We start from the raw sequence: 24,904 nt of genomic DNA on the forward strand, positions 1-24,904 counted from the left end.
ACGCATTCGGAGATTTTCACATGAAGGCAATTCGAATCGTGCAGTCACTCACGCTGGCCGGCCTGGCCGTTGGTGGTCTCGTCACCACGTCCGCAGCCGCTCTCGCCGAAGGCGCTACCGAGAGCCCCATGCCGACCCTGCCCATCACCTGCACGCCGGACGGCGTGCCGGCGCCGACCGTGCCGACCCTGTCCACCTCTGGTGTCCCCGCCGGTGAGCCGGGTGTTCCGGCCGGCGACCCCATCGACTGCGTGCCGGCTGGAGACCCAGGCGTTCCGCCTGTCGACTGCACGCCGGACGGCGTGCCGGCACCGACGCTGCCCACTGCCGGCATCCCCGCCGGTGAGCCGGGTGTTCCGGCCGGCGACCCCATCGACTGCGTGCCCGCCGGAGAGCCGGGCGTTCCGCCCCTGCCGGCGGCATGACACGCGGATAGGTCAGTTGTTGCCGGGCGGGCCCCGACCGCCCGGCAACAACTCATCCGGCTCATCGCGGCAAGCTGATCCGACCCGGTCCGTGGGCAACCCCGCAGCGGCATCGCCGACCTGGCCCTTCGCCACCGTGGTGCACCAGGGCGTGCACCACGGTGGAGTCCGTGGTGGAGAGTCGGCTGTATCTGCCCGAGCACAGCCCGCCGCGTCCCGCCCCGAAGAGGCGGTCTCACCGCTCACCAACCGACGTCCCGGTGGCACGGCCTTCCTTCGGCGGCCTACGCTTCGTCGTTCCGCCAGTCGCTTCGTCTCCGCCAGTCGTCGATGTCCTGGTTGCCCAGCGCCAGGTTGACCACCATGATCCCCACGACCTCGGGGTGCACCCGGAAGGCGAACCCGACCTGGTCTCTCAGAGGGATCACCAGGACGCGGTGCCCAGGTCGGGCGCCAATCCGCATTGCGCACGGTGCGGTCGTCGGTCAGCACCAGCAGGATCCCGGGCACACGGGACTCACCGTCGCCGAGGGGCAGCGGAAGCGGGGGGACGCATCGGCAGACACCTCATCGAATCGGGGACGAATCACCGTAGTCCCAATGCCACGAACCTTGCTGCACCAACGCGAGATTCCGAATAGCTCGCCCCTGTGGGCAACGGTCAGTGCCCTCGTATACCTATGCCATCCGTATCGGCCACGCGTCCGCACGCTGAATCCGCAGTGCACAGAACACGCCGGGGTGTGACTGTGGTGGAACTCAAGGCCGTGCCTTGCAACCTGATCAGCCCCAACGCCGATCGCTTGCGGCGGTTGAGGATGTCCCGCGTCCGCGGGCCCGCGCACGTCCAGCTCCAGCTGCTCAGCCCGCGACCACCTGACGGAATTCCCGAAATTAGCTGGATATTAGCCGTCGACAGCTCTTGACGGTGCCGGAAACTTGGCGCAATGTGCTCGCTAATCCGCATTCACAGCCAGATCGCCTGACGCAGTCAACGGCTAATGCGTATTACTCAGGAGCAACCATGGCGGAAAAGGCATCCACACCAGGGCGCAGGGGAAGGCCGAGGCAAGCGGAGGTCGCCCGACTGGCCGGGGTGTCGCAGACGACGGTGTCGTTGGTGCTCGGCGGCAACAAGCAGGGCATCGCGCTGCACAAGGACACCCGGGCCCGGGTGCTCGCCGCCGCCCGCGAACTCGGTTACGTGCCCGATCCGGCAGCCCGGCGGATGGCCAGGGCTCGTAACAACCTGCTCGGCGTCTTCAGCTTCACCGCGACCTTCCCGGTCGACGTCGAGCACTCTTACTACCCGATCTTGGTCGGCGTCGAGCGGGAGGCAGTAGCCCGCGGCTACGACCTGGTGCTGTTCACCGGCTCCAGCTCGGGAGCCGCGCAAGCCGTCGCGCCCGGCGCGCTGCAACGGGTGCGGATGGCCGACGGTTGCCTGTTTCTCGGTCGGCACATCCCGGAAGGTGAACTGCGCCGCTTGGTGGAGGACGACTACCCGGCCGTGCACATCGGACGCCGTGACGAGCTCGAGGGCCTGGCTTGGGTGGGTGTCGACTACGTCAGCGCCAGCGCCGAGATCGTGCGCCACCTGGCCGGTCTCGGGCACCGGCGGATCGTGCTGGTCCGCGAGGCCGATGACGCTCCAGCTTCCGCCGATCGCGAGCGCGGATTCCGCATGGCGCTCGCCGAGCTGGGCGGTTCAGCCGGCGCGGTCGTGCGCACCGCCCGGCCTGGCGCCGACATCACGCCGACCTGGGCGCGAGCCCGGGTTGCCGAGGGGGTCACCGCGTTCGTCGCCGAGGAGACCGACACGGGCGCCGCGTGGCGGCAGTTGCTCGCGGCCGTCGAGGGCGCCGGGCTCGACGTGCCGGGCGAGGTCTCCCTGGCACTGCTCGGTTCTCCGCCGGCCGACCTCGCCGGACGGCCGCAGCCCACCGGCTTCGACGTTCCCCGCGCCGAGCTCGGATCGGCCGCGGTTCGGATGGCCACCGCGCTGCTAGCCGGCGAGGAGGCCGCCGAGCCCCGGGTGGCCTGCACCTTCCGCCCGGGTCGCACGGCCGACCGGGCGACCGTTCGGCCTTGAGCCGCAACCACATTCGACACATCACACGTGCCCGAGGAGGCAGCACCACATGCCCACTCCCATCGCCACCCCTGCGGAGACCGAAGTCCTGATCGTGGGCGGCGGACTCGGCGGTGTGGCTGCCGCCCTGGCCGCCTGCCGGGCAGGGCGGACTGCCGTTCTGACCGAGGAGACCGACTGGGTCGGTGGCCAGCTCACCGCCCAGGCCGTGCCGCCCGACGAACACCCGTGGGTCGAGCAGTTCGGCGTCACCGCCTCCTACCGGGCGCTGCGCGAGGGCATCCGCGCCCACTACCGCCAGTGGTACCCGCTGCGGGCGCAGGCCAGAGACCTGGTGCGCCTCAACCCCGGCGCCGGGCGGGTCAGCAAGCTCTGCCACGAGCCGCGTGTCGCGCTCGCCGTGATCGAGGCGATGCTCGCGCCGCACCGCGCCGCCGGGCGGCTGACCGTGCTCACCGAGCACCGGCCCGTCGCCGCCGAGACCGAAGGCGATGTGGTCCGGGCAGTCACCGTCGAGGACGTCCGTGACGGCACCCGCCAGACCATCGCGGCACCGTACATCATCGACGCCACCGAGACCGGCGAGCTGCTGGAGCTGGCCGGTGTCGAGCACGCGATCGGCGCCGAGGCGCGCAGCGAACACGTCGAGCCGCACGCCCCCGAGATCGCCGATCCCCTCAACCAGCAGGGCATCACCGTCTGCTTCGCGCTCTCGCATTATGACGGCGAGGACCACACCATCGACCGGCCCGCCAACTACGAATTCTGGCGCTCCTACCGGCCGGACTTCTGGCCCGGTCCGCTGATCGGCTTCCTCGCCCCGGACCCGCGCACCCTCGAAGCCGTGCCGCGCACGTTCCAGCCGAACCCGGACGATGATCCGCTCGACGTCGACGCCGACCAGAGCGCGGACGCGGGCGACAAGGAGCTCTGGGCATTCCGGCGCATCCTCGCCCGCAACTTGCACCGGCCCGGGGCCTTCGACTCCGACATCACCCTGGTCAACTGGCCGCTCAACGACTACTGGCTCAAGCCGCTGCTCGGGGCCGGCGAGGAGACCGCCCGGCAGGCGCTCGCCGAGGCCCGGCAGTTGTCCCTTTCCGTCCTGTACTGGTTGCAGACCGAGGCGCCGCGTCCCGACGGGGGAACGGGTTTCCCCGGCCTGAAGCTCCGGCCCGACGTCACCGGCACCGCAGACGGTCTGGCCAAGGCCGCCTACATCCGCGAATCCCGCCGCATCAAGGCCGTCACCACCGTTACCGAGCGCGACGTCGCCATCGAGCTGGTCGGCCCCTACGGCGGCACCCGCCACGCCGACTCCGTCGGTATCGGTGGCTACCGCATCGACCTGCACCCGTCCACCGGCGGCGACAACTACATCGACATCGGGTCGGTGCCGTTCGAGATTCCGCTGGGTGCGTTGCTGCCGCGCCGCGTCCGCAATTTGTTGCCAGCTGGCAAGAACATCGGTACCACCCACATCACCAACGGCTGCTACCGCCTGCACCCCGTGGAGTGGAACGTCGGCGAGGTCGCGGGCGCGCTCGCCGCGCACTGCCTGGACGAGGGCGTGCGGCCGCACCAGGTGCAGGAGGAGGAGAAGAGGTTCGAGGAGTTCGCCCGCGTGCTCGACAGGGCAGGTGTCCAGCGTCACTGGCCCGACGTCCGCGGCTACTGAAAAGACCGGTCGGGACAGTTCTTTCCCACCCGGAAGCACCCACCCACGTCATTCGCTCGACCTGCGTACGACACAAGGAGGTGTCCCTATGACCCGGCACCGCATCCGCGTCGGCATCGATGTGGGTGGAACCTTCACCGACGCCGTGGCGGTCGACTCGGCCACGCTGGCGCTCGTCGCCCAGGTCAAGGTCCCCACCACCCACCACCATCCCGACGGCGTCGCGCACGGCATCGTGGCGGCGCTGAACCGGCTGCTCGAAGACGTCGGCTGCGTCCCCGAGGACGTCGCTTTTCTCGCGCACGGCACCACTCAGGCGACTAACGCCCTGCTCGAGGGCGATGTGGCCCCGGTCGGGCTGCTCGGCATCGGCACCGGCCCGGGCGCGGTCTCCACCAAGCGCCTCGCCGCCCTCGGAAACCTCGAACTCACCCCGGGTAAACGGCTGCCGTTGCACTACGCGCACGTCCGGGATCCCGACGATCCCGCGGGGGTCCGCGCCGCCGTCGAGCAGGTCACCGCCGCCGGAGCCGAAGTGCTGGTCGCCAGCGAGCCGTTCAGCGTCGACCTGCCCGACGGCGAACAGGCGGTGCTGGCGGTCGCGGGCTCCTACGGGCTGCCCATGACCGCCGCGAACGAGATCACGTCGCTGTACGGGCTGCGCAAGCGCACCCGCACCGCTGTGGTCAACGCGGCCATCCTGCCGAAGATGCTGGCCACCGCGGACCTGGTCGACTCGAGCATCGCCGCGTCCGGTATGACCGCTCCGCTGATGGTGATGCGTTGCGACGGCGGGGTGATGTCGCTGGAGGAGATGCGGCGGCGTCCGCTGCTGACCGTGCTGTCGGGCCCCGCCGCCGGAGTGGCCGGTGCTCTGATGCAGGAGCGGGTCAGCGATGGCGTGTTCCTGGAAACGGGTGGCACCTCCACCGACATCAGCGTCATCCGCCGCGGCAAAGTCGCGGTCCGGCACGCCACCATCCTGGGCAAATCCTCGTACCTGTCCGCATTGGACGTCCGCACCGTCGGTGTCGGCGGCGGCTCGATGGTGCGGCTCGCCGGTGGCGGGGTGCGCGCGGTCGGGCCGCGCAGCGCCCACATCGCCGGGTTGCCGTACGCCTGCTATGCGACTCCAGGGGATTTGCGGGACGCGAAGCTCGTCGCCATCAGCCCGTTGGACGGCGACCCGGGCGACTACGTGGTCCTCGAAGCCGCGGGCGGCCGCTTCGCCATCACCATGACCTGCGCGGCCAACGCGCTGGGCCGGGTCCCAGAAGGCGACTTCGCCGCGTGCGAACCGGAGGTGGCTCACACCGCGTTGGCACCGCTTGCCGAGGCACTGGACACCGACGTGGCGGGTGCCGCGATGCGGGTCTTGGATGCGGGGGTAAAGCAGGTTCAAACCGTTGTGGACGCGGTGGTCCGCGACTACCGCCTCGACCGCGACACCGCCGTCCTCGTCGGTGGGGGAGGGGGCGCGGCCGCCGTCACCCCGCACCTGGCTGCCAGCACCGGGCTGACCGGCCGGATCGCCAAGCACAACGAAGTGATCAGCCCGGTCGGTGTGGCTCTCGCGCTGGTCCGGGAGCAGATCGAACGGATCATCCCCGGCGCCACCCAGGAACACATCCTCGGCGTGCGCAACGAAGCCGAAGCGGCCGTCGTCGCGCAAGGGGCCGCACCCGGCGCGGTCGAAGTGGAGGTGACCGTCGACCCGCAGACCAGCACCGTGCGGGCCATCGCCACCGGCGCCACCGAACTGCGCACTCAGGACCGCGCCCGCCGCGCCGACGACAGCGAACTCCTCTCCGTCGCCGCGGCCAGCCTCAAGACTGATCCGCAGAAGGTCGAGGTGCTTGCCGCCACCGACGCCCACACCGTCTACGGAACCTTGCAACGTCGCCGCTTCCGCAAACCGCACCACCCAGTGCGCGTCCTCGACGCCGACGGCGTCGTGCGCCTGCACGCCGCCAACGCCCGTGTTGCCACGACTACCGTGGGGCAGGCGCCGGAGCTGCTGGCGGAGCTGATCCGCGAGACCACGACCTACGGGGATGGCGGTGTCCGAGCGCCGTCGCTGCGTCTGCTGCTCGGCTCGCGGATCGCCGATCTTTCCGGCGTGCTCGAGGCGGGGCCGCTGCTGGCCCTGGCCCGCAGCGAGCTGCGCTCGCGCACGGCTGACGAGCCGGTGGTGGCGGTGCTGGAGGTGCGCTCATGACCGCACAGTTCCGCCTCTCCGCGATTTGCAGTGGTGGTTGCGTTCGGCCCGAATCTCGCGTTTCGGGGTTTCTTATGGCTGGTTTGCGTCACGGTCCCCTGGGGTGCGGTTGATGAGGGCTGAGGTTGAGAGAAGGTGTCTCATGGCTGGTCCGCGAACCGCGTTCCGCCGCTCGCGCTTGGCCGATCTGTCCGCCGCACGCCGGGATTCGCTGGCCGCAGAGTGCGAGCGGCTGGCAGCGCTCACCGACGCCGAACTCGCCGCCCGGCTGCTGGCCGGCACTCCCACCCACGAGGCGCGCGACTCGGCAATGCTGGCCCGCTGGGCGGAGGTGTCCACCGGGTTCGGTGCCGAACTCGCCCGCTCCGGCGCCGGGCTCGACGACCCGCCGAGGGTGATCGAGCGCGACGGCGGGCTGGACCGTCGGCTGATGGCCCGTTACCGGTCCCGGCCAGTGTCCACTGTGGAGCTTTACGTCGACGCGCTCGCCCTCGGCGAGGAACTGGTCGTGTTCCTCGGTTGGCAGGCGTGGTTTCCGCCCGGCTCGTTGCGCGCGACCGCGCTGGCCCACGAAGAGGCGCACGCGCGCCTGCACGACACTGCAGTCCGCCGAGCGCTTCGCCACCGCCTGGGACACATCTCCCTGCGCCTCGGCCGCTTCCGCATCCTCGGGCACGTCGCGGGTGCCGATGAGGTCGCCGCGCACGGGTACGCCGGCGCCGCCGTCGGCCTGGGCCGGACCCCGATCCTGCTCACCGCCGCGCTGACCGGCGCGGTCCTGGCCCTCGGAGAGGACTGAGGCCCAATGGGAGTCGTCATCCTTGTGCTCATGCTTGCCGGCGTCGGGCTGATGCTCGCCCGCAAGCTGCCCACCGCTTTCGCCCTCGTCCTGCTCGGGGTGGCCATCGCGATCGCGGCGGGCGCCCCGTTCACCGGCGAGGACAGCATCATCGACACCGTGCTCCAGAAGGGCTCGGCGGCGCTGGCCTCCACCATGCTGGCCGTGCTGATCGGCTCGTGGCTGGGCAAGCTCATGGAGGAAACCGGCATCGCCGCGACCCTCGTCCGCAAGATCGTCGAGTTCGGCGGCGACCACCCGACCATCGTCGCGCTCGGAGTGCTGGCCGTCTCCGCGCTCGTCGGTACGGTCACCGGCTCGGCTCCCGCCGCGATGATGGCGGGCATCGTCGGCATCCCCGCGATGATCGCCGTAGGGGTGCCCAAGACGACCGCGGCCGGGACCATCCTCATGGGGATCGCCGTCGGCGTGCCGTTCGAGCTGCCAGTCTGGCAGTTCTTCTCCACCGCCCTGGAACTGCCGATCGACACCGTGCGCGGCTTCATGGTCAAGCTGTTCCCCTTCGCCCTGCTATTCGCAGTTCTGTTCGTGCTCGTGGAGACCCGGCGCAAGGGGGTGGAGCACTCCTGGTCGCTGACCTCGGGCGTGGCCCGGCCGGAGCGCCGTGGGCGCGGGCGTGCCCGCCGGATGGGCGACGCGCCCTGGTACGCGCTGCTCGCCCCTGCCATCCCACTGGTCCTGGCGCTCGGCTTCGACCTAGCGATCATCCCGTCGATGCTCGCCGGTGTGCTCTACGCGCTGGTGACGACGACACGCCCGGCCGAGATGAACCAGCGGATGCTGCGCACGCTCTACGCCGCCTTCGAGGTCGCTGCTCCACCCATCGTGCTGTTCGTCGCCATCGGCATCCTGCTTGCGGCGGTCAAGCTGCCCGGCGCGATCGAGGCGCTCAACCCGCTGGTCGGGGCCGTCGCCCCGGGGCACCCGGTCGTCTTCGTGCTGGTCTTCACGCTGCTGGTGCCGCTGTGCCTGTACCGGGGGCCGCTCAACGTCTTCGGCCTCGGCGCCGGGATCGCGGGTGTGCTGATCGCGGCGGGCATCTACCCGGCGGTCGCCGTGCTGGGCCTGACCGCCTCGTACAACCAGGTTTTCGGCGTTTCCGACCCGACGAGCACCCAAACGGTGTGGGCGGCGCAGTACTCCGGCGTCAGCCCGCAGCGGGTGATGCTGCGCACCCTGCCCTACGTGTGGTGCGTCGCGCTCGGCGGCTTGTGCGTCACTGCCGCCACCTACCTCTAACCCACCGTCCGAAATGGAGTCTCCTTCATGGAACTGGACCGTCGTAGTTTCCTGCGCACCGCGACGGCGGGCGGCGTCCTACTCGCAGTTGGCGGCGCCCTGCCCGCATCCGCCGCCCCCGGTGGCTTCCCCGACTACCGCTACGTGCGTACCCTTCTCAAGCCGGAGCAGCTCAAGTACAACCCCACCGGCGAAATCATCTTCCCCTGCGTTCGCGGCGTCTACGACCGGCTGAGCAACCCGATCGGCCGCTACTACCTCTATTACGCCCCACACGACGCCCCTGGTGGCATCTGCCTGGCCTACGCCGATTCGCTGGAGGGCCCGTTCACCGAGTACCCGCACAACCCGATCGTCGCCAACGAGTGGCAGCCGCACTACAGCGTCAAGCACGTCTCGTCCCCGCACGTGCTGTGGCACCGCGAGGCCCGGGAGATGTGGCTGTACTTCCACGGCGACAACAACACGACTCGCCTCGCACGCTCGAAAGACGGCATCCACTTCACCTATGACAAAGCCGTGCTGACCACCTCGATGATGCCCGCGGGCACCACCGAGACCTCCTACGCCAGGGTCTTCCGCCACCACCTGCCCTCCCGGGGTGCCCGCTACGTGATGGTCTTCATGCGCAACACCACCGCCAACCACCGCGACATCTGCTGGGGCTGGTCGCCCGAGGGCCGCAACTGGACCTTCGACCACGAGCCGCTGATCGACCACGCCGAGGTCGGCGCGGTCAACGTCGGCGGCCCGCACTTGCTGCACAAGAACGGCACCACGTACGTCGTCTACAACAGCGACAAGGAGAGCGGCGGCAACATCCTCATCACGGAGGTCGGCAACGACTTCTCCCGGCGCGACCACCTCGGTGTCTTCTACGACTCGCGTTCCACCGCGCCGGAAAACGGCCGCGCGGCCGCGCCGGCCTTCGGGACGGACAGGGGAGTGCCGTACATGATCTACGAGGCCGGGGAGCGGTTGTCCGGCGTTATCGCCATGGCCCGCGGTTGACCGCAGCCCGCATGGCGGGCAACGTCCGAAGTGGCCATTCGTCGTGGATGTCTCAGCCCAACCAGTCGAGCAGAGTCACCGCGTCGTGGCGGAGTCTCAAGGACGAGTCGTCCTTGACGAACTCCAGCAGCGCCTGGCGTCGGCGGCCGTCCCCGTGCAACTCGCGGAATGCTGTTTTAGTGGGCAGCCTGGCCGAGAAGCCACGACACTGTCACGTCGATGACTTCGCTCCCCATGTCCCGGAAGCCATGTCCGCCGCCTTGAACGCGGTGCCAGTCCGTGCGCAGCCGCCGGGCTGCCACTTCATGGGCCACCTCGTAGGAGACGTGCTCATCCGCATCGCCATGCACGACGAGCGCCGGTACGTCGCTCGCGAGAAAGGCAGCTCGCGGGTCGAGCTCCGCGAACTCTTCGAAGAGCCGCGCGCCCAGTTCGAACCGTCCCTCGATGTCGAGGAAACCCTGCTGCTGCAAGGAGGTCAAGTCGCCGTAGAGCTGCCGCCCGCGCGGCAGCTCCGGTTGCAGGAAAGTCCGACGTAGATCGAGCACCGGCTGCCACAGCACCACCGAGTCGATGGGCAATTCGCCCAAGGAGAGCGTGGTGCTCACCGCGCCGAAGCTCGACGCCACCACCGACACCGGGTGCCCCGCCGACTCCACGGCCGCCTGCAAATCCAACCGCTCTCCCGCGATCGTCATGTCGCGTGGCCTGCCCTCGCTGCGGCCGTGCCCACGGAAAGAGAACCGCAGCACCGAGAACCCCGCAGTCGCAAGCCGATCCGCCAGAATCGGGAACAGTCCTTGCTCTCCGAGGTCGGCGGTGATTCCGTGTGCCAGTACCACAGCATCCGCACCGCCCTGATGCCACACAGCCTCAAGGCGGACACCGTCGGACGTGGTGATCACAGGTGAACCTCGGTCCGGATCGGACCGGCCGCTGCAACCACCTTCGTGCAGGCAAGGAAGGAGAGGTCTTCTGCGGTCGCGATCCGGGCGATGCCCGCCTGTCGTACGCTGAGCCCCGCTGCCACTGCAGTACCTCCCTGTCGAAAACGCGGATCAGGCACCGAGACTGAATGACACATGCCGCGTGGATCAAGCCCCTGGTCGGTTTTTGTCCAACAGGACTAATAAGTATTAGCGACTTGACAAAAGCGATGGCGACGACGGCTCCGCCCACTCCCACAAGTCCTCTGGCGCCAACTCCTGATCATCTGAGCAGCATCCCAAAACGTGATCAGCACCAGAATCAGGCGCACCGATCATTTTGACGGGGCATTGCGAAGGCCCGCACCCCTAGCGGTGCGGGCCTTCGGCTCAGGCATCGGTGCTTGGGGTGACGCTCAGTCCGCTGCGCTCTGGGTGATCGGGGTGGCGTACGGCGCGGAACCCTTGATCGGCTCACCGGCCGGCCACGCGGCGACCTCGTGGGCGCCCTGACCGTTCGGAACACCGGGGAGTTCGAATTCGACCGAGGCGGGAATCACCGGGTTGGGGGGATTCGCGGTCCGCTGCGAGATCCGCGAGATCCCGAACAGGGACCCGTCCACGATGACCGGTTCCCCCGGGCTGTCGTCCGACCCCACCACGACCCCCGGGACCGGGCCCGATTCGCTGTACAAGCCCACCTTGAGGGGAGGCCCCTGCAGCGTGCACTTGGTGGTCGGGTTCGCTGCGGTGTACTTGATGAGGAACGCTTCGAACTCACCGGGTTCGGCGAGATCCTTGGTCACCGTGACGTTGATGTCGTCGCTGGTGCACGGGGCGTCGCTGGGGTTGGCGACCGCCGAACCAGCGGTCAGCGCGGAAAGGCCGGCGGCACTTGCGACGGCGGTCGTGGCGATGATGCGGCGGAACTTGGCGGTCATGATCTGCCTCCTGTTCGATCGTCTTCTCAAAACGCAGGACGTTCACCGGCCGCTCGGGATGCTCGCGGGTGCGATTGGTCACCGAAAAGCAACCTCGGCCGATCTGTGACGTCGTTCGTCCAGTGCGCGGGTCACGCACGCAGCCGGGTGGGAAAACAAGGGGAGTACGACTTGTTCGCGTCGGCCGAAGTTTCCTTGACGTCAACGGGATCCGAGTTCCGATTCCCACGATGGAAGCGCTGAAAGTGGCTTGACGAGTCCAATCCCTGGACGGCAGCGGCCTGCTTGTGAAACGAAACCGCCCTTTTATGCCGCTCGCCCGGCAGGAACTTTGCCCATCTTGGACGCCCGTTGTTACGGTCCGCCCGGTTAGATCGACGCGGCGACAGCGGCGCACTCGTGAAGCCCGCCGCCATGCATACCTCTCGGCGCCCGGAGACGAGGGCGGCCGAATATCAACGGTGGGAAGGGCGAATCTGATGGAAGGCCGGGGCACCCCAGTGCCGCCGCTTCGTCCGGCGGCAGGGGCTCCCGATTTTGCCTAAAAATTGGGGAATCCCTGCGTCAGCCGACACCTGCAGGGCGCGGCGGACGGATTGTGCGCACGGCGTTGCCGGCATGCGGGTGGAGGCGTAACGCCCCGGCGGTGGCGATCAGCGCGGTCAGCCCGAGCAGGGTGAAGGCCACGGTGTAAGCGGCTCCGCCGCGGGCACCGAACACCAGCTCACCCAAGGGCTCGCCGAGCCGCAGGGCCACCGTGGCCACCGCGATGGCCAGCCCGGTAGACAGCTGCTGCGTGGTGGCGGCCAGCGTGTTGGCATCGCGCATCTGCTCGGGCGGGACATCGCTGAGCCCGATCGTGGCGTAAGCGGTCAGCCCTACCGAGCGGGCGACCCCGGACAGCAGGGCCAGCCCGGCGAGCATCGGCCACGGGGTGGACGAGGTGGTGAAACCGAGACCGGTCATGCACAGAGCGAGGGTGATCGTGGCGGCGAGCAGCACCGGCCGGAAGCCGAAGCGGTTGAGCAGCGGAGTGGTCGCCGGTTTGATCGCCAGATTACCGACGAAGATGAACAGCACCAATGCGCCCGAGCCGGTCGCGCTGTAGCCGAACACCTCCTGGCACATCAGCGAAAACAAGAACGGTGCGGCTCCGACCACGATCCAGAACAGGAACCCACTGGACTGGGAGAGCCGGAAGGTCGGCACGCGCAGCGTGTGCAGGGTGACCAACGGGCTCGGGGTGCGCAGCAGGTGCCAGCCGGCAACGGCGAGCACGGCGAGGCACAGCGCGGTCAGAGTGGCGGTCACCGGCCAGCCCGCGTCGGTGTCCGAAATCAGGTGCGCGGCATAGGTGATCCCGCCGAGCCCGCCGCAGGTGAGCAGCAGGCCGAGCCAGTCCAGCGGCCTCCGGGCGGTGCCGCTGTCGGCTTCCCCGATCAGCTTCCAGGCCACGGCAAAGGCGAACACACCTAGTGGCACGTTGATCAGGAACAGCCACTGCCAGGACGCATACGTGGTGATCAGCGCGCCGGCCAGCGGTGCGACGACCGGTGCCAGCAGACCGGGCCACACGATGTAGGCCATCACCCGCAGCAGGTCCGGTTTATCCGTCCTGGACAGCACCACCATTCGCCCGACCGGCACCATCATCGCGCCGCCGACGCCCTGCGCCACCCGCATGGCCACCAGCACCGGAAGGCTGCCGCTCGCCGCGCAACCGAGCGAGGCCAGGGTGAAGATCGCGATGGCGGCCAGGAATACCGGCCGGACACCCAATCTGCTGGTCAGCCAGGCGCTCAGCGGGATCAGCACGGAGAGGGTGAGCAGATAGGCCGTCATCACCAGGCCGACTGCGGTCGGTGGGACACCGAGCGACTCGCCGATGCTCGGGGCGGCCGTGGTGACGATCGTGCCGTCCAGGTTCTCCATGAAGAAGCAGCCGGCAACCAGGAATGCGGTATTCCGGTGGCGGGCGTCGATCATGGCTGTCCGAGTCCTCAGGCGTGCATTTTCATGGGTTGGCGAACGCGCACCGCGCCTCGATCCGCTCACGAGCCTCGGTGCTGACCGTGACATCACACTGTCCAGCCCTGTCGGGGAGACAGACAACACGGCGCGAGTCGGGCACGACAGAGATCCGGTGGAAAAGGGCAGAGAATAGTGCACTTTTTCCCTGGTTCGCTGGGCTCGATGCGCTGCTCCCGAGTAGGAAGTGAGGACGCCGACCGCAGCGCTCTTGGGCCGCACGGCATCCGGAGGTCATCATCGCCAGTCAACGCGCCGCACGCATAGTTGTGCACGATTACCTGGGACATCCCTTCCAAGCCGAACTCAGCCGCGAACTGGCCCGGCGAGGACATTGTGTCCGCCACGTGTACTGCTCGACGATCGCAGTCGGACAAGGGAAGTTGCGGGTCGGCGAAACGGATTCCGACCGCCTGTCGATCACCGGCATGCCTCGGCAAGGACACCGCGGTTCGGGTCCCGGCACGTACGGGCAGGACGTCGGCGGACTCATCAGGGACTTCGCGCCCCACGTGGTGATTTCGGGGAATAGCCCGGTCCCGGTTCAGCGGCACATCCAGCAAACCTGCGCTGAGCGGGGAATCCGGTTCGTGTACTGGTTGCAGGATGTCTACTCCGCGCGTGCACCCAGCGGCGTGACCGGCCACCACGACGAGTGGGAACGCACTGCACGGTGCGAGAAAGCCACTTTGCTGAGCAGCGATGCGGTTGTCGCCATCGCAGAGCCGTTCGCGGTTTTCGTTCGCCAATGCGGGGTGCCGTCGGAGAACATCACGGTGATCGAGAACTGGGCGCCGCTTGCGGAAATGGAATGCGACAGCGACGACTGGGCACCGGCGAGGTCCGACCGCAGCTCCGGAAAGCACATCTTCCTCTACTCCGGCACGCTGGACGATCGCCACGGCGCAGACCTGCTGGTGCGGCTGGCGAAGGCCTGCGACGCCCGGAACAGCGGCGTCTTGTACGTCGTCAGCGAGGGAACTGGCCGGCTTGCCTTGGAAAGGGCGCGCCAACTGGGAATACGTCGGCTGCGGTTGTACGACTTCCAGCCCTACGACCGGGTCCCGTCCATGTTCGCAGCAGCTGACGTGCTGCTCGCTGGGCTCAGCACAGAAGCGGGTCAGATGTCGGTTCCCTCGAAGGTGCTGGCCTACCTTTGCGCCGGGCGCCCGGTGCTCGCTGCCATCCCTTCGACGAATCGTGCCGCGCAGCTGCTGGAGGAAACCGGAGCGGGGCTCGTAGTCAACCCAGATGACCCGGATGAGTACGTGGCGGCAGCGTTCGCCCTGCTCGCTGACTCCGCACGTCGTCAGCGCATGGGTGAGGCGGGACAGCAGTACGCCCGCCGCGCTTTTGCGATCGAACCTATAGCCACCCGCTTCGAGGAGGTTCTCGTGCCCTGACGGCCCAGCGAAACTCGCCAGGCAGGTCTGCGGATGGCCGGTCGAACTGTCGAAGCAGTCGCCCTTGTCCAGATCGATTACACATGTTCATCCTGACCAGGGAGTTGGTTGCCATGAGTGACCACAGGAGTTCAGCCCTCGTAGCTGGCGGGGGAGGTTTCATCGGCGGGCACTTGGCCGCTCGACTGCTGCGCGAGGGCTACCGCGTACGAGTGGTCGACTGCAAACCGGTTGACGAGTGGTTCCAGGTGCATCCCGACGCGGAAAACGTCGTGGCCGACCTATCGCTTCTCGACGCGGCACGTGCGGCGGTCGACGGGGTGGACGAGGTTTACAACCTAGCCGCCGACATGGGCGGCATCGGTTTCATCGAAGGCAACAAGGCGCGCTGCATGTTGTCAGTGCTGATCAACACGCACCTGCTCATGGCCAGCCGCGATGCCGGCGTGGACCGGTTCTTCTTCTCCTCCTCCGCCTGCGTCTACGCCGCTGCCCACCAGGTCGCCCCGGATCTCGAACCATTGCGGGAAGAGATGGCTTATCCGGCGATGCCCGAAGACGGTTACGGGTGGGAGAAGCTCTTCGACGAGCGCATGTGCCGACACTTCGCTGAGGACTTCGGCCTGCGCACCCGGGTAGCCCGCTTCCACAACATCTACGGCCCGCATGGAACGTGGGACGGCGGACGCGAGAAAGCCCCGGCCGCGATCTGCCGGAAAGTTGCCGCTGCGGTCATCAACAACGACGACAAGATCGAGATCTGGGGCGACGGGGAGCAGTCCAGGAGTTTCACCTACGTAGACGACTGCGTCGAGGGCATTCGCCGCATCATGCGCAGCGACTGCGACCAGCCGCTCAACCTGGGTAGCGACGAGCTTGTCACCATCAACGAACTCGTCGATCTGGTCCAGGAAATCGCCGGCAGCTCGCTGAAACGGCGCTACAACCTTTCCGCTGCCCAAGGTGTGCGGGGACGAAACAGCGACAACACGCTGATCCGCGAACAGCTCGGCTGGGCACCATCCGTCTCGCTGCGGGAGGGAATGTCCGAGACTTACAGTTGGATTTACAAGCAGGTCGGCTACGCCTCGCACAGGTTCCTGCCATGACTGGCATCGCAGAGCGCCCCGACGCCCGATCGATGTGGACGAACTGGGCTGGGTCCGCCCGATGCACCCCGGCCCGTCGCGTCAGTCCGCGTAGTGAGGACGAGTTGGCCCAGTACGTGCGAGACGCATGTGCCACCGGTCAGCCGCTGCGCCTCGCCGGATCCGGGCACTCCTTCGCGCCGCTGGTCAGCACGGATAGCACCCTCGTTGATCTGCACGAGTACGCCGATGTCATCGCGGTGGACCCCGTCGGCATGACGGTCACGGTCCAAGCCGGCACACCGCTCTGGCGCATCAACGCCGAGTTGGACCGGTACGGACTCGCGCTCGAGAACATGGGGACCATCAACGTTCAAACCGCGGCCGGCCTGGTCTCGACGGGGACTCACGGTTCGGGCACCCGGTATGGCTGCCTGTCGAGTCAGATCGCGAGTATGCGGCTCATCACAGGGCACGGGGAACTCGTGGAGTGTTCGGCGACGTCCGAACCAGACGTGTTCTCGGCCGCTCGTCTGGGCTTGGGCGCACTGGGGGTTATCTCTACGATCACATTTCGTTGCGTACCGGCATTTTCGCTCGGCCTTGAGGAGAGAACGGAGTCATTCGCCCGGCTGATTGGGCGCCTGCCCGAACTCATCGCGAACGTTGATCACCCAATCTTCTTCTGGCCGATGTGGAGCGACTCGGTACACATCCGGGCCATGTCGCGCACGACGGCGCCGCGCAGGCCCCCGTCGCGGTGGCAGGCCTGGCGAGATCACTATCTGGCGGGCCATGTCGGGCTGCATGGCGTGCTCCGGACCCACCGGCGCAATGCCGCGCTCGTGCCATTTGCTTCCAAAGTCCTGACGCGCCGCCCGCTTCGGTCCTTCGTCGACGTGAGCCATCGGGTTTTCACGTTTCCACAACGCGTCCGGGTGGTGGCGATGGAGTACGCCGTGCCACTCGAGGCGTTGGGGCAGGCGTTGCAAGAATTGCGTCGAGCACTACCGTCGGCCGGCGAGGTGGTTTCGCTGCCCCTGGAGATACGGGTAGCGCCCGGAAGTGACATCCCGCTCAGTCCGGCTTACGGGCGCCCAACCGGTTACGTCAACCTGGCGACCGATGCGCACAGCCCGCACGACAAGATATTTCATTGCGCTGAAAGGGTTCTCGGCGACTTTGATGGTCGCCCGCACTGGGCGAAGCTGCATTCCCACACCGCGCGCAGCCTCGCACCCCGCTATCCACGCTGGCATGACGTACAACGGATTCGCCATTCTCTTGATCCGGAAGGAATCCTGATCAACCCCTACTTGGAGCAGGTCCTCACTGGCACGGCTTGAGTGCACAACCGCGGGCTGACCCCGCGGGCGATGCGGTGCGGGGGCACCCGTGACCAAGTATCCCGGTCATGGGTGCCCCTCACCGGCGTTTACCGGATCAGAAGACGGTGACGCCTTGGGTGGTGGGCTGCAGGGTGCCGGCCTTCATCGACTTGAGCGGGAACTCAGCGTAGAGACCGCCGTTCTCGGTGCTGGTGCCGTCGGTGCCGACGATGTTGGCGTTCACCGGGCCGTCGACGCCCGGCACGCTGACGCTGAAACCGGTGGCGACCACGGTGTTCGGGTCCGCCTTGTCGCCGCGCTCGACGAGTACGCCGGCGAACGCGGTCTCGCCCGGGTTGAGCGTGACCTCCGTCGGGCCGCCCGGGATCTCGACCTTCTGAACGGGCACTTCGGTGTGCGCCTTGCCGGACATGTCGACGGGCGCGATGTCCGCCCAGCCGTTGACGTGGCAGTCCTGCTTCGACTTGTTCGTGACGGCCATCAACAGGACTCCGGGGCGGTTCGGCTGGACGGTCAGGTCGACCGCGAAGTCCGATGCCGCGCACTCGGTGGTGGACTGGTGGCCGCTGCCCGCCCCGCTGGACTCGCGGGCCGTCTCGCCCGTCGCCTTGCTGACCGATTCGTCGGCCGGCTGGGGGTTCGAATCGCCGGGAGCGATCCCGGCGGCCGTTGCCGGCGTGTTCACGGCCCCCAGCGTAGGTGCGGCGGGGGCCGACGCCGGCTGGCCGCATCCGGCGAGCAGCAGCGCCCCGCTGAACAGTCCGGCGATTGCACCCAGCGTCCGGGTCCGGTTGAGCATCATTCTTGATCCTTTCGTGCCGCGCGTTGAGCGCGTTGTGGTCTTCGTTCCTGAAGACGTGCGCCTTCCGGTGCGGTTGCCCATTGCACCAAAGTTGTTTCGAGGCGCGCCGCCGACTAGACACTTCGTTCCTCCGATCATGCCCTTTAGGGCAATCGGGGGTTCGACGAGAGAGATCTGCGACACCCACACGCACGTCGACTTACCCGGCGCACGGTCCGCGCATCCTTCACGAGCTCGGTTCGCGAATCCCAACCCAGGGTTGGAGTTCCGCAACCAAAACCGTGCGCCAACCATACGCAGAACAAAAATCGTATGGATAGCAAGGATTATCGGTATGCCGCCGGGCGATTGCGGTGCCACAACAGGAACTCCGCGAACGGAGGGGCGGGGTTGCGAGAGCGAAGGCTCAGAGGCGTGTGGCTACGCGGACTAGATCGGCGAGTGCTCGGGAGCGGCTGTGTGGCGGCCAGGCGATGACTGTCGTCACGGTCGGCGCGTCTAGAACCGGCACGGCGGCCAGGCCTTCGAGCAGGTTGGCGCGGCAGGATTCGGGCATGACCACGGTAGTGCGGCCGAGCGCGATCAGCTGGAAGAGCTGCGTTTGGTTGCGTACTTCCGCGCCGGGGCCCTCGGGATAGACGCCGCCGGGACCGGGCCAGCGGGCAAGCGGGAGGTCCGGCAGTGAACTGACATCCGCCGTCCGGACGTGGGATCTGCCGGCGAGCGGATGCGAGGTGGGAAGAATGGCGACCTGTCCCTCGGCGTTCAGAATTTCGGTGTCGAGCTCGGCCGTCGAGTCGAAGGGTTGATGCAGCAGCGCCACGTCGGCCTGGCCGTCATGCAGCGTTTGCTGGGGCTGGGATTCGCAGAGCAGCAGGTCGACGGCGACGGCACCCGGTTCGGCGGCGTACGCGTCGAGCAACTTTGCCAGCAGTTCGCCGGAGGCGCCGGCCTTGGTGGCCAGGACGAGCGAGGGCTGACTCGTCGCGGCACGCTGGGTGCGCCGCTCGGCTGCGGCCAGCGCGCCGAGGATCGCCCGGCCTTCGGTCAGCAGCACTGATCCGGCTTCGGTGAGCGAGACTTTGCGGCTGGTGCGTTCCAGCAACGCGACTCCGAGCCGTCGCTCAAGCTGAGTGATCGTCCGCGACAGCGGCGGCTGGGCGATGCCCAGGCGCTGGGCGGCTCGGCCGAAGTGCAACTCCTCGGCGACCGCGACGAAGTACCGCAACTCCCGCGCTTCCACCCGTTCAGGCTACCGAATCCATACCAGCTGGGTATCGTTGCGTGACTCAGACGGTGTTGGTTCCCCGCCCGTGCCCGGCCACGATCAAAGGCATGAGCGAACAGACGATTGCGCTGGTTACCGGCGCGAACAAGGGAATCGGATACGAGATCGCGGCCGGGCTCGGCGCGCTGGGCTGGAGCGTCGGAATCGGGGCACGGGACGAGCAGCGCCGGGAGGATGCCGTGGCGAAGCTGCGCGCGGCCGGCGTCGACGCGTTCGGTGTGCTTCTCGACGTGACCGACGACGCGAGCGTTGCGGCCGCCGCTGCACTGATCGAGGAGCGCGCTGGGCGGCTCGACGTGCTGGTCAACAACGCCGGTATCGCTGGGGCATGGCCGGAGGAGCCCTCGACCGTCACGCCGGAGAGCATGCGGGCGGTGGTGGAGACCAACGTGATCGGCGTCGTCCGGGTCATCAACGCGATGCTGCCGCTCCTGCGCCGCTCCGAGCGTCCGCGGATCGTCAACCAGTCCAGCCACGTCGCTTCCCTGACCTTGCAGACCACGCCGGGCGTCGACCTCGGCGGGGTCAGCGGGGCCTACTCACCGTCGAAGACGTTCCTCAACGCGGTCACCATCCAGTACGCCAAGGAGCTGAGCGGCACCAACATCAAAATCAACAACGCCTGCCCCGGCTACGTCGCGACCGATCTCAACGGCTTCCACGGAACCAGCACGCCCGCAGAAGGCGCCAAGATCGCCATTCGGCTCGCCACGCTGCCGGACGACGGCCCGACCGGAGGGCTGTTCGACGACGCCGGGAATGTGCCCTGGTGAGACGCTCCACGAAGTCTCTGGGCTGTGCGGGACCTGCGCGAGCGGCGACCGGAGGCGAGCCCGGAGGAACTCGCGGAGTTAGCGGGATTCCTTCAGAACCCTGGAAACCGCAGCGAACGGGGGCGCGTCCACAACGGACGCGCCCCCGCACCACGCACCGGATCAGTACTTCGGCTGCACCCACAGCAGGTACTGGCCGTTGTGCAGGTTCTCGCAGCGCCAGCCGACCCAGCGGCCCTGCGGGAAGCCCGCGTTGCCCGCGTTGGCGCAGGCGGAGCTCGACGGGTAGACCCCGGCCGGGACGAACGTGGCTGCGGACGCCACACCCTGGGTGGCGGCGGCGACCCCCAGGGTGAGCAGGGCGGCCGCGGCCAGCTTTCGAATCATCATCATCGAGCTCCATTCGCATCGAGACGGAGGTGACGTCGAAAGGGGAGATTCGACGCAGTGCCTGTGAGCCTAAGCAGCGGCATCAGTCGTGACCAGGTCATCCGAGGCGATGGGGCGTGCGCGACCCGTGAATGTTGCCCAAAGGCGCAAGTTGAATATTTTTGGATGTGGGCGTGCCAGTTGAGCTCGCACGTGGTGACCCGGACTTTTCGCGGTGGGCAACGTATTGGGTGCTGGCCAGCACTGATTCTTGTGCGATCACTCGTCAACTGAGACGTCGAGACGCTCAACTCTTACGGTCTAGCTGCGAAGGGCGATCGTGGCGTCGAGTTCCACGAGCGCACCTTGGGGGAGCACGTGGGCCGGCAGGGCGGTCCGTGCGTGGCGACCCGCGTCGCCCAGAACGTCGAGCAACAGCTGCGAAGCCCCATCGATCACCGTCGGCTGGTCCACGAAGTCTCGTGAACTCGTGGCCCAGGCATTGAGCTTCAGCACCTGCTGCACGTTGCCGAGGCCGACTGCGTCATGTATGCGCGCCAGTAGGTTGAGCGCAGAGGTTCTCGCGGCGGTCACTCCGTCAGCCACGGTCGCATCGTCTCCCAGACAGCCTTGCAGGATCTCGCCCGAGGCGGTCCGTGAGATTTGGCCGGACACATAGAGGAGATCGCCGCATCGTACGGTCGCCTCATACGCGTAGCGGGGCGCACTGAGCGCAGGGAGCTCGATGGACAGCGCTTTAAGACGCTCTTGCACGTCAGTCATGTTGCATCCCAATTCGATATGCCGGGCAAGCGATGCGGGTTGGATCGTGCGTCTCGGCCCCGCGTTGCACCCGCTCCGCACGCACGATTTGGCTGTTCAGCCGTCATCGTTTGCTCACGATGTAGGTCCGGTCGCGTCCGATGTACCAGAGGTCCTCGGTGCCGATTGCCGCGTTCTCGTAGCGCCACGGGATTTCGGCGGCACCATACGAGCCGACTTCAAGGACGTGCTTGTAGCCAGGCCGGAGTTCGTTCGCGAACGACTCCTGCTTGCCCATGAGGTGGCCGACGTTGCGCTTGCGGTATTCGCTGTTGAAATCGACGTCCGCTCCGAGCATCCCTATCGCGACCATCCGGTCCAGGTGGGGCGCCAGGTAGCGCAAGGTTCCCTCGTGCACGTCCTCGCACACCACGCCGGGCTTGAGCTGCCCGATGATGCCCTCGCGCACCACGTCGAAGAAGAAGCTGTACGCCTCCTTCGCCGCCGCGGTGCGGGGCAGGGAGCGGGCCATGTCGGAGGTGGCGACGGTGACCCCGTCGACGACGATGCGCACCCCGGCGTCGAGCTGGATGCAGGTCGTCTCGTCGTTGATCGGGTAGTCGACGGGTGGGCCGGGGAAGAGCATCCGGTTGGACGAGTGCAGGTTGGTGAAGTAGGGCTCGATGCCGAAGGGGATCTCGTTCACCGTGCGGAATTCGGCGATCTTGTCGAGGTACACGGCGTTGATGTCGAGTTCGGAGAACGAGCGTCCGGCGTTGAGGCCTTCCTCCGCCCAGGCCAGGGCCTCCTCGATGGCGAACACACTCGCCCGGGCGGCGAGGACCTGGAACGCGAGGTCCTCGTGGTCGCGGGTGTCCCGCCAGTGGCCGAGGTCTGTCGAGACCGGAATCAGTTCCGCTCCCTCGCGCTCGAGTTCGCGGGCAAGGCCGACGCTGATCCACTCGTCCTCGACACCGGTCCGCACGCCGCCGGCCAGCGCCTGGACGGCGGCACCGATGGACGGGAACCGGCCGACGGGCACCCCGGAGACCCCGGAGGCTCCATCGGGCGCCAGCACGACCAGCCTGTCCGATCCGGCAAGCCACAGGGCGACTGTTCCGTCCGGCTGCGCGAACCCGGTGGCCTCGGTGAAGTTGGGCGGTGCAGCGAGGAGCAGGGCGTCGAGAGAGCGGTCGGCGGCGAGCGTCTTCAGCGCCGAGAACCGGCTGTCCTCGCCGGCGGTGAACTCCTCCGCCAGGCCTGAAAGGTGTGCGACGTCCTCGATCAGCCGCCGCGCGGTGTGGACGCCCGTCTCGCGCCAGGCCGCGAACCTCGCCAGGACCTCCTCGAGGTCGAGTTCGTATGCGGTGACCGGGGTGGAGTCCTGGTCGGAGACGACGAGTTCGACTGAGCCGGAGAGCGTGCGGTAGTGGCTGTAGACGACGTCGGCAGCGAGGCTCACCGCCGCGCCGCCGGCGAGTTCCTTCACCAGGCTCGTCAGCGACGCCGAGGCGGGGGTGTCGGCGACGATTCGGGGGTCGATCGTGACCCAGGGTGCGTAGAACTTGATCTGGTCCTTCGGGACTCCGGCTGAGAGGGCGTTGCCCTGCTCTTGTTGGCGCACGAGCAGGTACTGGCCGTTGTCGGTCTGTGCGATCAGTGGTGCGACGAGCGGGTAGGAGTCGAGGCGGATCGCGGAGAACAGCAAGCTCTTGCGTGCATTGAGACCGTAGGTTCGTTCGACCTGCGAGGCGTCTGCGGTGAGGCTCAGCATTGGTATTCCCTGATGTCGATTTCGGGTCGGGAGGCCGGGCTGGCGGCGGTCAGCTGATTCCGGTCATGACACCGATGTGGGATTCGATTTCCGTCGTGTAGTCGGAGAAGGCTGCGGAGAACCGGTGCTCTTTGCCCCGGGGCCGCGGGAGGTCGATCGCGATGTCGGCGACGATACGGCCGGGGCGGCCGCCGACGACGACCACCCGGTCACCGAGCCAGACCGCCTCGGAGATGCTGTGCGTGACGAACAGGACGCTGCACCCGGTGGTCTGCCAGATGCGCTGGATCTCGAAGTTCATCGAGTCGCGGGTCATGGCGTCGAGCGCGCCGAAGGGCTCGTCCATGAGCAGCAGTTCGGGGTGGGAGACCAGCGCGCGGCAGATGGCCACCCGTTGCTGCATCCCGCCGCTGAGCTCGTAGGAGTAGTGCTCGGCTTTGCCGCCCAGCCCGACCATCTCGAGCAGTTCGTGGGCGTAGCGGCGTGACTCGTCGGTGCGGGTGCCGCGGAACTCCAGGGGCAGGAGCACGTTGTCGATGTTGTTGCGCCACGGCAGGAGCACGGGGCTCTGGAACACCATCGCGATGTCCTCGAGCCCGTCGCGGATCGGCCGTCCCTTGACCAGGATTTCGCCCTCGGTGGGCTCCTGCAGGCCGGAGATCGTTTTGAGCAGCGTGGTTTTCCCGCTTCCCGACTGGCCGACGATCGAGACGAACTGTCCCGGCTTCACGTGGAAGTCCAGTCCCTTGAGCACCGGGTTGTCCTGGCCGTCCCGGGATCGGTAGGTCTTTCCCACGTTGTTGACCGAGATGGCGTACTCGTTGTTCATGTGACTCTCCGTTCGGCCGTCACGGTGCCTGGATGGTCTCGTTGCGGTGCAGCGGTTCGAGGTAGGCGTTGCTGTACACGTCGGCTGGGGTGAGGTGGCTCGCCGGGTTCAGGCCGAGGAACTGGCGGGCGACGTCGATCATTTTCTGGACGCCGGCGTCGTCCATGACACCGAACTGGTCCGCCGCCTCACCGGTGCCCCAGTTGAGGGCGCATTGCTCGCCGATTGCGAGGGTGATGGTCTTGGTCTCGAAGCCCGAGACCTCTTTCTGGAAGTCCTGGGCGGCTTCGGCCGGGTGCTGGCACGCCCACAGGAAGCCCTTCTGCATCGCCCGGTTGAACCTCCGCACCTGCTCGGGATCGTTTCTGAGCTTCTCGTCGGAGACGACGATCCCGTTGCCGTAGAGGTCGATGCCCAGGTCGGACCACTTCAGCACAACGGCTTTCCGGTCGAGCGCGTCAATGGCCGGCTCGTCGGAGACGTACAGGGCGAGGTTGGCGTCCCACTGTCCGGCCAGCAGTCCGGGGATCTTCGATCCGCTCGTGGCGTGGACGACGTTGACATCGCCCTCCTTGAGCCCGAGCCTGCTCATCGCGTACGGCCACATCGCGGTCATCGCGCCCCCGCCCTCGGTGGCGACTGTCTTGCCCGGGAGATCGGCCCATCCGTTGATTCCGGTGCCCGCGAGGGCGACGACCGCGTAGGCGGACCTGGCCTGCAGGAGGTTGACCTGTTTGACTTTGGCGCCCCTGCCCTGGCTGGTGACCGTGGCGCCGAAGTCCGCCCAGCCGGCGTCGACCTTGCCGGTGTCGACGGAGGTGACGGTGTTGGTCGATCCCGACCCTGGCATGACTGTGAGGTCGATGCCTTCCGCTTTGAAGAAGCCCCGCTCGACGGCCGAGATGAACGGGGCGTGCTTCGGCAGGTAGGCCACGTCGAGCATGAGGGTCATCGAGTTCTTTCCGCTGCCGCTCGTGCAGCCCGACAGGGCCACGAGCAGCACCGCCCCGACCATCGCGGCGATCTTACGAGTGGAGTTCCGCATTCGAG

22 protein-coding genes are annotated in these 24,904 nt (G+C 67.6%); 11 read left to right on the top strand and 11 right to left on the bottom strand.

What is annotated here, in order from left to right; all coding sequences use genetic code 11:
• Nucleotides 1-20 precede the first annotated feature (20 nt).
• On the top strand, nt 21-425 hold the full coding sequence (locus AB0H93_RS31695) for a hypothetical protein (protein WP_358577515.1): 405 nt from the start codon (nt 21-23) through the stop codon (nt 423-425).
• Nucleotides 426-709: 284 nt separating this feature from the next.
• Here AB0H93_RS31695 and AB0H93_RS31700 read toward each other — a convergent pair whose 3' ends face one another.
• Nucleotides 710-853, bottom strand: coding sequence for a hypothetical protein (locus AB0H93_RS31700; protein ID WP_358577517.1), 144 nt, complete (start codon nt 851-853; stop codon nt 710-712).
• Nucleotides 854-1,449: 596 nt separating this feature from the next.
• On the opposite strand from AB0H93_RS31700, the gene AB0H93_RS31705 reads away from it, so the two are divergent.
• From AB0H93_RS31705 to AB0H93_RS31730, 6 genes are all read left to right on the top strand, one after another.
• Nucleotides 1,450-2,517: a LacI family DNA-binding transcriptional regulator gene (locus AB0H93_RS31705; protein WP_358577520.1), complete on the top strand. Its 1,068-nt coding sequence runs from the start codon at nt 1,450-1,452 to the stop codon at nt 2,515-2,517.
• 49 nt (nt 2,518-2,566) lie between these two features.
• A complete protein-coding gene (locus AB0H93_RS31710; RefSeq protein WP_358577522.1) occupies nt 2,567-4,195 on the top strand; it encodes an FAD-dependent oxidoreductase in 1,629 nt (542 codons plus the stop codon).
• An 88-nt stretch (nt 4,196-4,283) separates the two neighbouring features.
• Nucleotides 4,284-6,413 carry a hydantoinase/oxoprolinase family protein gene (locus AB0H93_RS31715; RefSeq protein ID WP_358577524.1) on the top strand — a complete coding sequence of 710 codons (2,130 nt, stop codon included), beginning with the start codon at nt 4,284-4,286 and terminating at the stop codon, nt 6,411-6,413.
• Between the two features lie 142 nt (nt 6,414-6,555).
• The gene (locus AB0H93_RS31720; RefSeq protein ID WP_235884087.1) at nt 6,556-7,212 is read left to right on the top strand and encodes a hypothetical protein; all 657 of its coding nucleotides are present in this window, start codon (nt 6,556-6,558) and stop codon (nt 7,210-7,212) included.
• A gap of 30 nt (nt 7,213-7,242) precedes the next feature.
• The gene (locus AB0H93_RS31725) at nt 7,243-8,511 is read left to right on the top strand and encodes a TRAP transporter large permease subunit (RefSeq protein WP_358577526.1); all 1,269 of its coding nucleotides are present in this window, start codon (nt 7,243-7,245) and stop codon (nt 8,509-8,511) included.
• Between the two features lie 27 nt (nt 8,512-8,538).
• On the top strand, nt 8,539-9,522 hold the full coding sequence (locus AB0H93_RS31730) for a twin-arginine translocation signal domain-containing protein (RefSeq protein ID WP_358577528.1): 984 nt from the start codon (nt 8,539-8,541) through the stop codon (nt 9,520-9,522).
• Nucleotides 9,523-9,698: 176 nt separating this feature from the next.
• Here the strand turns inward: AB0H93_RS31730 and AB0H93_RS31735 are convergent, their stop codons facing one another.
• The 3 genes from AB0H93_RS31735 to AB0H93_RS31745 all read right to left on the bottom strand — a co-directional run bounded on the left by AB0H93_RS31735 (nt 9,699) and on the right by AB0H93_RS31745 (nt 13,375).
• Nucleotides 9,699-10,427 (bottom strand): alpha/beta fold hydrolase, encoded by a 729-nt coding sequence (locus AB0H93_RS31735; protein WP_358577530.1) that lies wholly within the window; start codon nt 10,425-10,427, stop codon nt 9,699-9,701.
• 437 nt (nt 10,428-10,864) lie between these two features.
• Entirely contained in the window at nt 10,865-11,389 is a 525-nt protein-coding gene (locus tag AB0H93_RS31740) for a DUF4232 domain-containing protein (RefSeq protein WP_358577532.1), read from the bottom strand.
• 564 nt (nt 11,390-11,953) lie between these two features.
• A complete protein-coding gene (locus AB0H93_RS31745) occupies nt 11,954-13,375 on the bottom strand; it encodes an MFS transporter (RefSeq protein ID WP_358577534.1) in 1,422 nt (473 codons plus the stop codon).
• 311 nt (nt 13,376-13,686) lie between these two features.
• Here AB0H93_RS31745 and AB0H93_RS31750 point away from each other — a divergent pair, with 311 nt between their 5' ends.
• The 3 genes from AB0H93_RS31750 (at nt 13,687) to AB0H93_RS31760 (ending at nt 17,254) form a co-directional block, all read left to right on the top strand.
• Nucleotides 13,687-14,820, top strand: coding sequence for a glycosyltransferase family 4 protein (locus AB0H93_RS31750; protein WP_358577537.1), 1,134 nt, complete (start codon nt 13,687-13,689; stop codon nt 14,818-14,820).
• Nucleotides 14,821-14,903: 83 nt separating this feature from the next.
• Nucleotides 14,904-15,929 (top strand): NAD-dependent epimerase/dehydratase family protein, encoded by a 1,026-nt coding sequence (locus AB0H93_RS31755; RefSeq protein ID WP_358577540.1) that lies wholly within the window; start codon nt 14,904-14,906, stop codon nt 15,927-15,929.
• A gap of 32 nt (nt 15,930-15,961) precedes the next feature.
• On the top strand, nt 15,962-17,254 hold the full coding sequence (locus tag AB0H93_RS31760) for a D-arabinono-1,4-lactone oxidase (protein WP_358577614.1): 1,293 nt from the start codon (nt 15,962-15,964) through the stop codon (nt 17,252-17,254).
• A gap of 97 nt (nt 17,255-17,351) precedes the next feature.
• On the opposite strand, the gene AB0H93_RS31765 is transcribed toward AB0H93_RS31760, so the two are convergent.
• The gene (locus AB0H93_RS31765) at nt 17,352-18,059 is read right to left on the bottom strand and encodes a DUF4232 domain-containing protein (protein WP_358577542.1); all 708 of its coding nucleotides are present in this window, start codon (nt 18,057-18,059) and stop codon (nt 17,352-17,354) included.
• Between the two features lie 406 nt (nt 18,060-18,465).
• Complete coding sequence (locus AB0H93_RS31770; protein WP_358577545.1) at nt 18,466-19,302, bottom strand: LysR family transcriptional regulator; 837 nt, start codon at nt 19,300-19,302, stop codon at nt 18,466-18,468.
• Nucleotides 19,303-19,394: 92 nt separating this feature from the next.
• On the opposite strand from AB0H93_RS31770, the gene AB0H93_RS31775 reads away from it, so the two are divergent.
• On the top strand, nt 19,395-20,120 hold the full coding sequence (locus AB0H93_RS31775; protein WP_358577548.1) for an SDR family oxidoreductase: 726 nt from the start codon (nt 19,395-19,397) through the stop codon (nt 20,118-20,120).
• A 162-nt stretch (nt 20,121-20,282) separates the two neighbouring features.
• Here the strand turns inward: AB0H93_RS31775 and AB0H93_RS31780 are convergent, their stop codons facing one another.
• The 5 genes from AB0H93_RS31780 to AB0H93_RS31800 all read right to left on the bottom strand — a co-directional run bounded on the left by AB0H93_RS31780 (nt 20,283) and on the right by AB0H93_RS31800 (nt 24,899).
• Complete coding sequence (locus AB0H93_RS31780; protein ID WP_358577550.1) at nt 20,283-20,510, bottom strand: hypothetical protein; 228 nt, start codon at nt 20,508-20,510, stop codon at nt 20,283-20,285.
• A 300-nt stretch (nt 20,511-20,810) separates the two neighbouring features.
• A complete protein-coding gene (locus AB0H93_RS31785; RefSeq protein ID WP_358577552.1) occupies nt 20,811-21,272 on the bottom strand; it encodes a RidA family protein in 462 nt (153 codons plus the stop codon).
• 103 nt (nt 21,273-21,375) lie between these two features.
• Nucleotides 21,376-23,025, bottom strand: coding sequence for a M24 family metallopeptidase (locus AB0H93_RS31790; RefSeq protein WP_358577555.1), 1,650 nt, complete (start codon nt 23,023-23,025; stop codon nt 21,376-21,378).
• 49 nt (nt 23,026-23,074) lie between these two features.
• Complete coding sequence (locus AB0H93_RS31795) at nt 23,075-23,854, bottom strand: ABC transporter ATP-binding protein (RefSeq protein WP_358577558.1); 780 nt, start codon at nt 23,852-23,854, stop codon at nt 23,075-23,077.
• 19 nt (nt 23,855-23,873) lie between these two features.
• The gene (locus AB0H93_RS31800) at nt 23,874-24,899 is read right to left on the bottom strand and encodes an ABC transporter substrate-binding protein (RefSeq protein ID WP_358577561.1); all 1,026 of its coding nucleotides are present in this window, start codon (nt 24,897-24,899) and stop codon (nt 23,874-23,876) included.
• Between the last annotated feature and the right edge of the window lie 5 nt (nt 24,900-24,904).

This window comes from Saccharopolyspora sp. NPDC050642, assembly GCF_040654735.1.
Lineage (GTDB): Bacteria > Actinomycetota > Actinomycetes > Mycobacteriales > Pseudonocardiaceae > Saccharopolyspora > Saccharopolyspora elongata.